12 protein-coding genes are annotated in these 12,185 nt (G+C 34.5%); 11 read left to right on the top strand and 1 reads right to left on the bottom strand.

Annotation, left to right across the window (positions count from 1 at the left end; translation table 11 throughout):
- Window positions 1–92: 92 nt before the first annotated feature.
- A complete protein-coding gene (locus BUE24_RS18395) occupies window positions 93–1,187 on the bottom strand; it encodes a helix-turn-helix domain-containing protein (protein WP_073319288.1) in 1,095 nt (364 codons plus the stop codon).
- Between the two features lie 230 nt (window positions 1,188–1,417).
- Between BUE24_RS18395 and BUE24_RS18400 the strand changes: the two genes are divergently transcribed.
- The 11 genes from BUE24_RS18400 (at window position 1,418) to BUE24_RS18450 (ending at window position 12,175) form a co-directional block, all read left to right on the top strand.
- Window positions 1,418–1,981: a TetR/AcrR family transcriptional regulator gene (locus BUE24_RS18400; RefSeq protein WP_084549608.1), complete on the top strand. Its 564-nt coding sequence runs from the start codon at window positions 1,418–1,420 to the stop codon at window positions 1,979–1,981.
- A gap of 52 nt (window positions 1,982–2,033) precedes the next feature.
- Entirely contained in the window at window positions 2,034–2,444 is a 411-nt protein-coding gene (locus BUE24_RS18405) for a nuclear transport factor 2 family protein (protein ID WP_170864630.1), read from the top strand.
- A gap of 34 nt (window positions 2,445–2,478) precedes the next feature.
- Window positions 2,479–3,477 (top strand): alpha/beta fold hydrolase, encoded by a 999-nt coding sequence (locus tag BUE24_RS18410; RefSeq protein ID WP_073319596.1) that lies wholly within the window; start codon window positions 2,479–2,481, stop codon window positions 3,475–3,477.
- 8 nt (window positions 3,478–3,485) lie between these two features.
- Window positions 3,486–3,905: an OsmC family protein gene (locus BUE24_RS18415; RefSeq protein ID WP_073319294.1), complete on the top strand. Its 420-nt coding sequence runs from the start codon at window positions 3,486–3,488 to the stop codon at window positions 3,903–3,905.
- Window positions 3,906–3,945: 40 nt separating this feature from the next.
- Entirely contained in the window at window positions 3,946–5,226 is a 1,281-nt protein-coding gene (locus BUE24_RS18420; protein WP_073319297.1) for an acetyl-CoA C-acetyltransferase, read from the top strand.
- 56 nt (window positions 5,227–5,282) lie between these two features.
- A complete protein-coding gene (locus BUE24_RS18425) occupies window positions 5,283–5,900 on the top strand; it encodes a pyridoxamine 5'-phosphate oxidase family protein (RefSeq protein ID WP_073319300.1) in 618 nt (205 codons plus the stop codon).
- Between the two features lie 732 nt (window positions 5,901–6,632).
- Complete coding sequence (locus BUE24_RS18430) at window positions 6,633–7,184, top strand: YceI family protein (RefSeq protein ID WP_073319302.1); 552 nt, start codon at window positions 6,633–6,635, stop codon at window positions 7,182–7,184.
- Window positions 7,174–8,070, top strand: a complete 897-nt coding sequence (locus BUE24_RS18435; protein WP_073319305.1) for a DUF5777 family beta-barrel protein — start codon at window positions 7,174–7,176, stop codon at window positions 8,068–8,070. Before BUE24_RS18430 ends, BUE24_RS18435 begins: the two co-directional genes overlap by 11 nt.
- Window positions 8,071–8,422: 352 nt before the next feature.
- Entirely contained in the window at window positions 8,423–9,259 is an 837-nt protein-coding gene (locus BUE24_RS18440) for a hypothetical protein (protein WP_073319307.1), read from the top strand.
- 375 nt (window positions 9,260–9,634) lie between these two features.
- Window positions 9,635–11,602, top strand: coding sequence for a type IV secretory system conjugative DNA transfer family protein (locus BUE24_RS18445; RefSeq protein WP_073319309.1), 1,968 nt, complete (start codon window positions 9,635–9,637; stop codon window positions 11,600–11,602).
- Window positions 11,603–11,641: 39 nt separating this feature from the next.
- Window positions 11,642–12,175 carry a M23 family metallopeptidase gene (locus tag BUE24_RS18450; protein WP_073319311.1) on the top strand — a complete coding sequence of 178 codons (534 nt, stop codon included), beginning with the start codon at window positions 11,642–11,644 and terminating at the stop codon, window positions 12,173–12,175.
- Window positions 12,176–12,185: the final 10 nt, after the last annotated feature.

Genomic DNA, 12,185 nt, shown 5'->3' on the forward strand with positions numbered 1-12,185 from the left:
TATATCTTTTTGATTAACTCGAATAAAAGTATGTGTATCAAAAAAATAAATATGTGATTTTGATGCTCAAGAAGTACTAAAACGTAAGTGTTTTACGAATTAGGACCTTTTTGAAGTTTTCTGAAAGCGCCTGGAGACATCCCTAAACTCTTCTTAAAGACGCTATAGAATGTACTCTTGGATTTAAAGCCTACCTCCATCCCAATGGCTTCGAGAGAATATTTATTGAATACTGGATTATGTAATAGTTCTTTTGCAGCTTCAATTCTATATTCGTTCACAAATTGGATGACACTTTTATTGGTTTCTTGATTGATAATTTGTGATACGTACCCTTCACTTGTTTCTAATCGTGTGGCTAAGTCCAGCCTACTCAAAAGAGGGTTTTTGTATAACTCTTCCTCTTCCATTAATACATATAGCTGGTTGGTAATTTTAGAAACAGTGTCTTCGCTTATTTTCTTTTTGATCTGAGTACCGTTTGTCGTTTTTGCAACCAAATATTGGTGTATTTCTTCTTTTTGAACAACAATCTGCAGTCTAAATACTCCGTAATACAATATCCACCATGATAAGATAGAAAGCACTATCCACATCAAATTTGTGGCGTATTCTGAATTGAGTATATAAAACTCTATACTTGACAAAAGCCAACACATAATAATACCTATTATGAAAAGGTTCAATCGTAATAACCAACGTTTTTTATCTTCCGAAATAGCAGCGTCTTTTATTAGTTTTCTCCCCCAAAAAATCAAAAATACATTGTACAGAAAAGAAGTATTATCCATAATAAAGAACATCAAATCATAATATTCTGAATCGTAGAAGTTAAAAACAGCGTTTACATAAAGAATAGTCTCTATAATGAAAGCAGCTATAAAAGGAAGATAAAGCCATTTATACCAACTTTTTTGAAGATATTCATGTTGCATTTGAATTAGAAAATAGGTAAATAGAGTAACTCCACACAGATACTCCCATACTGGATTATCTAAGACTTCTAAAACCGTATCTACTACATCGAACCACCCTAATAAGGTCAAACTGGTGAGTAAGAATAATGATAGTGAAAGATAGTTGTTGGCACGATTTCTATAAAAAGAAGTGGTGACCAAAGAGATACTTATAAAATATCCTACAATTCCACTGGCTATAATTGCAACGTCTAATACAGTTTTATTCAATCTTTATAGTAATTAATGATTCTCAAACTATATAACGGATGCAAAGTAAACTATGTTACAACTTTGTCATGGCTATTTACAAAAATAGATACCAAAAAGCCTATTAGAAATCAATTCAAGCAAATGCTTTCGACTAGAATAAAGTAATTTTAACGCAGAGGTGTAAAATAGAAAAAACAAGTTTTTTACCAAACGTTTGGTAATTTTAATATATTTTGTATATTTGTATTATGAGACCACAAAAAGTTTTGGACATTGATATGATCACTAAGTTAACGGAAGTCTTCCGCGAACGAGGTTATGAAGGAACAAGCCTGGCTGAAATTGCCAAGGCTACAGGTCTTAAAAAAGCAAGCTTGTACCATAGATTTCCTAATGGTAAACAAGAAATGGCCGAAGCTGTGTTATCTCATGTTGATGAATGGGTAGAAACTCATATTTTCAAGGTTCTTTTAGACGAAAATCAAACTCCAGAAGAACGTTTGGTAGCTGGATTGGATAGCATAAGAAATTTTTATAATAATGGTGAGCAGGTTTGTGTTTTTCGTGCGTTATCGATGAAATCAGGCCTAGAACTTTTTCAGACACAAATTGAAAATGGGATGAAAAGATGGATTGAAGTTTTTGAAATTGTTGGTAAGACGTTTCAAATTTCTTCGTCTAAGGCTAGAGAAGAAGCCATTCAAACCTTAGTAGAAATTCAGGGAAGTCTTATACTTGTAAAAGGACTATCTGATTTGAAAATATTTGAAAACACCCTACAAAAAATTAAAAACAGATATATAACCACATAAAAAATTTAGTCAAATTATTTACCGTTCGTTCGGTAAAAAATAAATTATAATCATGGAACAAAAACATCCTTTACCTCCTTTTAACGAAGAGACCGCAAAGCAAAAAATTCAGATGGCCGAGGACGCTTGGAATAGTCAAGATCCTGTAAAAGTATCCAAAGCATATACTTTGGACACAGAGTGGCGTAATCGAAATCAATTTATTAATGGTAGAGAAGAAGTACAAGCTTTTCTAGCCAATAAATGGAAAAACGAACTAGACTATAAATTAAAAAAAGAATTATGGGCATTTAAAGATAACAGAATAGCCGTAAGATTCGAATATGAGTATCGGAATAAAGACAACCAATGGTTTAGAGCCTATGGTAACGAAAACTGGGAATTCGATGAAAATGGACTTATGAAAAAAAGATATGCCAGCATCAACGATTTATCTATCAATGCATCGGATCGAAAATTATAACCAAAAACTAAAAATCATTAAAAAAATAGAAAACATGAAAAACTTAATGTTAACCGTTCTAGTGCTATTCGTTATAGTGGCTTGTAATCAACCTGTTAACAAAAGCAACGTCAACAAAGAAAACAAGACTGAAATAAGTACAGCACATTCAACTAATAGATATAACAAGAAAACAAATGCCACAATCGCCTATAAAAAAATCAATATTGATGGCGTAAACGTAGCCTATCGTGAAGCCGGTAATCCAAATAATCCAACCATTGTTTTACTACATGGGTTTCCTGCTTCTTCCCATCAATATCGTAAAGTATTAACACAGCTATCAGACGAATTTCATCTGGTTGCACCAGACTATCCAGGATTTGGAAACAGCGATTTCCCATCTAAAAAAGAATACACCTATACTTTTGATAATCTAGCCAAAACGATCAATACTTTCCTAGAAAAAAAGGGACTAACATCCTATGCACTTATGATCCAGGATTATGGAGCTCCCATAGGATTTAGAATAGCTACTGCTCATCCTGAAAGAGTTCTAGGAATAATTAATCAAAATGGTAATGCATACGAAGAAGGGTTAGGTGAAGCATGGGCAGGTATCAGAGCACTTTGGGCAAACAGAAATGCAGATACAGAAGCAGCTTGTTTACCAGCTTTTTCATTAGAAGGATTAGAATGGCAATATACGCATGGCACCCGTAATAAGGAAAATGTAAATCCAGACAATTGGAATTTAGATTATCTTAGACTTTCCAGACCCGGTGCTCACGAAGTAAACATTGATTTGTTTTATGACTATCAAAACAATCTAACGCTCTATCCAAAATGGCAAAAATACCTACGGGACAATCAACCACCTTTATTGATTGTATGGGGAAAAAATGACCTGTTCTTCCCGGAGAGTGGTGCAGTTGCCTTTAAAAAAGATGTCAAAAACATTGATTATAACATTTATAACACCGGACACTTTGCTCTAGAGGAGGATGGAAATGAAATTATTCAAAAGATGAGAACATTTGTAAGAAAATTATAAGCAAAATCATGAAAGAAGTCACAGCAAAAATAGGAAAAGATAAGTATCGAACTGTTTTTAACGATGGTACACATCAAATCATTGGAGACGAACCACTACCTTATGGTTCGGATCAAGGCCCAGACCCATATAGTTTTTTACTCATGGCATTGGGTGGTTGCGTAACGATGACCGTAAGGATGTATGCAGACCGAAAACAATGGGATTTGGATAGTATAGAAGTGAGTTTATCCCAGGAACGTATTCATTCAAAAGATTGTGCTGATTGTTCTTCAGAAGATGGTTTTGTGCATATTATCAAAAAGAATGTAAAATTATCTGGTAACTTGTCAGAAGAACAACGTTCAAGATTAATGGAAATCGTAGATAAATGTCCTGTTCATAAAACGCTTCAGAATGAAATAAAAATTGAAACTGTAGCGCTATAATTAATCAAACGTAAGATTTTACCACTTAAAACTTAAGATTATGAGAAATGAGACTAAAAAAGTAGCCATTATAGGAGGTAGTAGAATTCCTTTTGCCAAATCTTTTAGCACTTACAGTAGAGTAAGTAATAGTGAGTTGATGTCGGCTGCCCTAAATGGTTTGGTAGACAAATATCAACTACAGGAAAAACAGTTGGGTGATGTTGCATTAGGTACATTAATCCATTATCCAGGAGAATGGAATTGGGCCAAGGAGAATGTACTAAATACTTCTTTAGACCCACATACACCTGCTCATTTCATTTCTCGGGCTTGTGGCACTAGTCTTGACGCTGCAAATACCATCGCTATGAAAATTGCGCTTGGACAAATCGAGGCCGGTATCGCTGGAGGAAGTGATACCAACAGTGATACCCCTCTTACTTTGAGTCGTAATTTTGCTCATGACTTAATAGACATTAACAATAGTCGTTCTTTTGGAAAAAGATTAGGAAAGGTGTTAAAAACAAATTGGGGAAAAATGTTTAAACCTATTTACCCTAACGTAAATGAACCCAGAACTAATCTAAGTATGGGAGATCACACAGAGGTAACGGTGAAAAATTGGAATATCTCTAGAAAAGAACAGGATGAATTGGCTTTAGTAAGTCATCAGCATGCAGAGGCAGCATACCATGCAGGTTTTTATGACGATCTTGTAATCAATTTTAAGGGTAATAATAAAGATACTATTATTCGTGGCAATACTTCTTTAGAAAAACTGTCTAAGTTATCTCCAGCATTTGACAAAACCTCTACTGGAACGCTTACTGCAGGGAATAGCTCGCCATTTACTGATGGGGCCTCTGCTATATTCTTAACTAGTGAAGCTTATGCAAAAGCTAATGGTTATGAAATACAAGCTTATCTCACGGATATTCAAAATGCTGCTTTTGATTATGTATACGGAGAAGACTTACTAATGGCTCCTACCCTCGCCGTGGCTAAATTGTTAAAAAGAAACAACTTAACTCTACAAGATTTTGATTTTTATGAAATCCATGAAGCCTTTGCGGGACAGGTTCTAGCTACTCTTAAAGCTTGGGAAAGCGAAGAATTTTCTAAAAATCGATTAGGAGCTACAAAGGCACTAGGATCAATAGATAGAAATAAGTTAAATATCAAAGGCGGGAGCTTAGCTATTGGACACCCCTTTGCTGCCACGGGTGCAAGAGTATTGGCAGGTGCCGCAAAGATTTTACAAGAAAACGGAGGTGGTAGATGTTTGATATCTGTTTGTACTGCAGGAGGAATGGGAACTGCTGCCATAGTAGAAGCCTAAGATTAGAATAACAGTATTAAGAATTATATATCGATTAAATCATAAAAGCATTAAAAATGGCTAAAAAATTTATCAGTGATATCGCTTTTAGTGAATCCGTAAAAAAACAGCAAGAAAAAATGGGGTCTAGAGCGATTTACCAAAAAATGGCTGAAAAACGCGATTGGCAACAAAAACTCACAATGATTATGCCTTTTATAAGAGATAGAGACTCTTTCTATATGGCTTCGGTTAATGCAGATGGACAACCTTATATTCAACATCGCGGAGGGCCAAAAGGGTTTTTAAAAATAATTGATGATCATCATTTAGGATTTGCTGATTATTCGGGTAATAGACAATACATTTCTGTGGGAAATTTTGACGATAATAATAAAGTACATCTGTTCTTAATGGATTATCCCAATCGAACTAGAATTAAAATATGGGGAGAAGCTATGGTAATTGACAAAAACGACCCAGAATTACAGTTTCTATATGACGAAAAATACGGTTCACAACTAGAACGGTTTATCAAAATTAAAGTAACCGCTTGGGATGCCAATTGCCCACAACATATTCAACAACGATATACTCTAGAAGAAATGAAACCTCATATTAATACTCTAAATCAAAAAATACAAGATTTAGAAAAAAAAGTAGAGGATTGTTGTCCTAAAGAAAACCAACTCTAATACAAATAGACACCCAAAAGACAGGAATATCTTTTTACATGTTATAAGATTAACCCCCTCTTTGCAAAAAAATGAATACAATGCAGGATAACTTTCAGGAAGAAAAACAGTTACTTCTATAACATTCTTATGATGCCGGGAGCGGAATCTCCTTAGACTTGTATTTTACATTACACCGAGCCAAGTTCAAATATATTGCAAACCTCTTGCTCTAATGAGATAAATCGAAATTTCCATAAAAAACCTCAGAACTCATTTGCAACTTTCCCTTCATAATTAGGGAATAACTTGAACCTACATTATTTAATTTATAAGGAATAAAAAATCATGAGTTTGGTTATTTGTTGTTAACGAAGCCATATTCTAACTACAAAAACCGTAATTCTCTTATGGTCAATCTTTTGTTTTAATTGGTTTTTCCTGTTGTCTACACATTGTCTATATCCTAAAGTTGGATTGTCTACGCATTGTTCTGCCAGAAAACCTATTGTTCACTTTATACACCAGTAATTGCGTTCATTCTTAAATTTAATTTATTTAAATTCGCCAAAATTGTGATAGGTATATTTGGTACCAAAACCTTAAGTTTCTTGGTCCAACAAATAAAAGAACACAATATATATCCCCCTTTTCATATTAGTTAACCTTATAACAACCAAAATACTTAAAAGAGATTAGCGTTCTTTTTAAAAGTAAGCTACTATTTCTAAAGAATGTATTTATACCTAAGAGATGAATAAACTACTATTTTTTTGTTATTTATTAATGGCATTGGTTAGTACTAGTGATGATACATCCAATAGATATATAACTCGACAGGGGCAGGTCACTTTTTTTTCATACACTAATGTAGAAAACATTGAGGCCAAGAATAATCAGGTGTTAAGCGTCATCGATTTTGATAAAAATGAAATAGCTATAAGTATGCTGATGAATGCTTTTATTTTCAAAAAGGCATTAATGCGCGAGCATTTTAACGAGAGTTATATTGAATCTGATTTATTTCCCAAGGCTACTTTTGAAGGAAGTATTGTGGATTTTGATCCTACCAACACTACTTTCCAAACCAAATTGATCAAAGGCAAACTCACCATCAGGGATATTACAAAAGATATAGAGATTAAAACTAATATTGAATATACCGATGGCAAGTATATCTTAGCCGGAGAATTCGATCTTACGGTAAAAGATTTCGATATTAAAATTCCTCCTTTATTAGCTCCAAATATTGCTAAAACAATCTCAGTAACATTTAGACTTGAATACCAGGCTTATGAAATCTAATATATATATCTTCTTTATAGTCTTAGTATATTTTGGAAATGGTATGCAAGCCCAAAGTCTATTAGATGAGCTCAATGAATCTTACACTGACCCTCCTCAGTTTGAATCTGCGGTATTTAAATCATCAAGAATTTCTATTGGTCATTCTACAAAAACGTTGCAAAAAGGAGTGCTGGAAATCGGAGCAAGGAATCGATTTTGGAATGTAGCAGACGCAGATATACAAAGCTTTGTAGCTGATAAGATGAGTACTCGTTTTTCTTTGGAATATGGGGTCAATGATCGATTTACTTTTGGTCTTGGAGGTACTACCCTGGATGGAATTTTTGACGGTTTTCTAAAATACAAACTGGTACGGCAACAAAAAAAGGGATTCCCTTTTACCATTACGTTATTACAAAATAGTGCTTACCAAAGTGAAAGACCTTCTATCGGGGATGTTCATAAGAGTAGTACCTTTGGCGATAAACTTTCTTTTACAAGCCAACTTTTGATGTCTAGAAAGATTACCTCACAATTCTCTTTACAACTTTCCCCTACTTTCTTGCATCGAGCTTCTTCCAACTTTGAAGAAGATCCTAATAATCATTTTGCATTAGGTATAGGAGGCAGATATAAAGTTGGCGGCCACATATCTATTGTTTCGGAATATTACCATCTATTCAACCCCTTAGAATCCAGAGATACTTACAATGCTTTTGCTCTTGGAGTGAATTGGGAGCTTAGTGATGTTATGCTGCAGTTCCAGATGACTAATGCCCAAGGTGTAGAAGAGCATAACTTTATCACTCAAACTCCTAACAATTTTAACTTTAATGATGGAAATTTTGTGTTTGGATTTACAGCTATTTTTATTTTACATACTCGTAATGGATTAAAGAAATAATACATTGTAAAGTTTACGCCCAACTATTAACACATTTATCTAGCGTAAAGCACTTTTCTTTTGTTCCAAAATATTACTTCCAGAAATCGTCTTTATCAGTTTTTGCAGTATGCGTATTGAGTAGGAATCTTATTGTTGCCCATTTATTACCTCATTCGTACCATCTATTACTTTCTACGTTCATAATGATGATTACCTATATACATTAGCAATATAAATAATGAATAAGGAGTCATATCTTATCATAATGCCTTTTGAGAGCAGATCTTGCAAAGCCGGCAAACCCAAATAACTGCTCATACACTTTAAACGTGTAAATAAGGATACTCAAAAAAACTAAAACTTAAAAGACATGAAAAAACTTAAAGAAATATTTGACGCCATTTTTAGAAGAAGGCGAAACAGAAATAACAATGTCAACGTTCAAAACAACGATAACATGGATGTTTTAAATAACATTCCAGATCTAGATCAAGCATTTACAAATAGACAAAATCCCAATCTTTATCTTTCTACACGAACAGATCTAACACGAAACAGCATGTTAATGCCCTCAGCTCCAGCTGCAGGTTCTGATAGAGAGGAAGCATTAGACCAAACGAATATAGAGAATCGAGACAACATACACGCCGCTTTGCGGGAAGTTGAACAAGGAGGTGAAGACATGATGAAAGTAAAAAGAGAACTATTAAAAGAGGAAGGTAAAAGCTTCTTTTTCAGAAATGCTGCTAAAGTAAAAGACCTAAAAGCACAAAAGACCGAATTGGAACAAAAAAATAATGATGGAGAAATAGCCGATTTTGTTGTAGTACGCAATGAAACCAATGAAAAAATTAAAGCACACAATCCAGAAATGCGAGATAACATTGATTTCTCTCAAATGAATAGAGATATTCTAGAGGACAAAGTGAATGTACACAAAAAACCTAAGATAGAATCTGACGCCCATAGGTTAGAAAGATTACAAGGAGAAGGGCTCGCAAATCTAGATACAAACCATAAAGACAATATACCTCTTAAACGACAATTAGGAAAAGGTAGATATGATGGACTGATGGAACCTACAGGAGGAACTTCTACTGGATTACTTTCTGTCCGCAGTGATTCAACCTTATCCAGAGCTTCTAAAACGAGTAAAAAATCGACGGAATCTAAGCCAAGCAAAAAAAATCAACAGCGACGTTTTTAGATAAAACATCTCATGTTATACATTTCATTACCTTTTTTAAGGTCATAACGCACCACTATTATCCAGTGGTGTTTTTTTTTTGATTAAAATCATATTCTACTCAGCCAAAATACTTCCTTTTTACACCTGTTTTTTTCCCTCTTACACAAGTTGTTTTGACCCTAAGCCCTTGTATAGCTTTACTTTGCGTCAGAAATAACAAACAACACAAATCCAATAGACATGAATCCGATCACAAAACTTTTTCCGATAAACTATAGGAAAATAAAACAACTTATAAAGCAATTAGCTATTGCTAGCAGCTATGCTATTCATAGATAATTAAAGCTCAAAAACAACCATAAAAACAACACACAACTCATAATAATTTTAGCCATGAAGGACAGTAAACTCTCTATAGATATGATCATTTTGGTAACGATGTTACTGTGCATAGTACTATTGGGAATAGATATTTATGCACATCATATAGATCAGCTTTATGACTTAGGTATGACACATACTTATATCAATAAAATGATCATCAAATTATATAGTGTTGCTCCTTTTTTAGAAAGCTCTATGGTAATAAGAAGTTTGGTTTTAGGGATATTTTCTTTTGCTTCCTTCGGCTTTCATGTCAAAAAGAAACCCGAAGCAGATACCAAAAACAGCTTATATTACTTAGCCTTGGCTGTAGGGACTTTAGTCTTTGTTATCGCCGGTGAATTACCAGTTCCTATGTTTCCGAACTTAGGATTAACTACAGTAGCCCTGATAGCATTTATATGGGCCTTATTTAAGATCAGAAGGCACTTTAATTACTTTGGGTCTAAAGATGAGTTTAACGATGAGAATCTCATTTTTAAACAGGAGCAAGGGGTAATGACCAACCCATATTCTGTAAACTTCAAAACGGATAAAGGGTTTATTAATGTAGTAAATCCATTCAGAGCCACAATGGTTTTAGGGACACCTGGATCTGGTAAATCATATTCTGTAATCGAAGAGTATATCCGCCAACACATCCAGAAGCAGTTTACTATGTTGGTTTACGATTTTAAGTTTCCTTCACTGGCCAAAGAAACTTATGCATTCTATCAATTTTATAAAGAGGTATATCAAATAGAACCTACTTTTAATGTGATTTCTTTGGATGATATTCAAAAATCAAACTTTGTAAATCCATTAAGTCCAGACCTAATTCGTAAAGCTGCAGATGCTATTGAAGCCTCGCAGACGGTATTGTACAATCTAAACAAAGAATGGATTACCAAAAAAGACTTTTTTGCACAATCCGCAATATCATACTTTGCATCGTGCATCTATTTTCTCAAGATTTATGAAGGTGGAAAGTATTGTACATTACCACACGCCATCACATTGGCTTCTTGCCCAGATGAAAAGGTATTCAAAATTTTAGGTTCTTATCCAGAACTAAAATTCTTTATGACACCGTTTGCTGATGCTTTAGAAAAAGAAGCTTACGAGCAATTATCGGGACAAACGGCTTCGGCAAGGATTCCTTTATCGCAATTAGCTACCAAAGAGTTGTTTTGGGTGATGGGTAATAACATCTATCCAGAACTCAATGTATCGCTAAGCATTAATGATCCTGAAAAGCCTTCTTTACTGGTTTTGGCCAATTCGCCTGCCACACAAACGACTAACTCACCTGCATTAGGTTTGATTTCGACTCAAATACTGAAGGAGATTAATACACAAGGACGCCAACCGTGTTCAGTAATTATTGACGAGTTACCTACCATGTATTTTATGGGATTAGATAACCTCATCGCAACTGCCAGATCCAATAAAATATCAACCACTATCGGTATGCAAGATCTGGAGCAATTAAAACGAGATTACGGCAACGAAGTGGCCGCAACGATTTTTAATATCGTCGGTAACATTTTTAGCGGATCGGTACGTAGTGAGACCGCAACCAAGCTTCAGGAAATATTTGGTAAAAAGAAACAGAAACTAAAAAATATCTCGGTAGATACCAGCAGTACTTCGTATAGCATTAACGAAAACCTAGAATATGCCATCCCCGTCGCTACGATTTCACAGCTATCGCAAGGAGAATTTGTAGGGGTAGTCGCAGATAATTTTGGAGAAGAAATCAACAGAAAAATATTCAGGGGTAAAATAAAAGTAGATCAACGCAATGATCAAATAAAAGATCCTATTCCGCTTACTATCGGAGAAGATAACGATATCGATAAACTATTGGATGGCAACTTCAACAGAATTGTAGCTGAAATTGATGTTCTGGTCGCCAACGAACTAGAGAAGCTAGAAGCAAATTACCACGAATACGAACAGGAGGAACAAGATCAGCAAATGGATCCCCCAAACTGATTCATAAAACAATTCAACTCTTAAAAACATCACACAATCATGAAAACAACATACATAAACATAAAAACGCTTATCTCTATCTTGTTGCTGGTTTGCTCTGCACTTACCTATGCACAAAAAGCTAAAAAAGAAAATGTACTTGATCCTCTCAAAAATTTTCCAATCCATTTTCCTTTAGCAAAAGAAGATTTCAAAAACATGTCCTCTACGTTTGGATTTAGAAGACACCCTATTCTACAAAAAAACAAATTACATGCAGGTATTGATCTTGTTGCTCCCAAAGGAGCCGCCGTACTTGCTTCTGCAAATGGAGTTGTACAAAAATCGATGTATCAAAAAGGATACGGCAATCACATCGTGATCACCCATTACCCTACTCTAGAAACACTGTATGCACATTTATGGTTAACCCTAGTCAAAGAAGGAGATCTGGTTACTCAAGGACAACTTATAGGTTTTGTTGGAGATACCGGACTAGCCACAGGACCACATTTACATTACGAAATACATATAAACAATAAAAAACTGGATCCAATACTGGTATGGAAAAGTTTTTTAAGAACCAAAGCATAAAAACACATCA

This window comes from Aquimarina spongiae (assembly GCF_900141785.1).
GTDB classification, from domain to species: domain Bacteria; phylum Bacteroidota; class Bacteroidia; order Flavobacteriales; family Flavobacteriaceae; genus Aquimarina; species Aquimarina spongiae.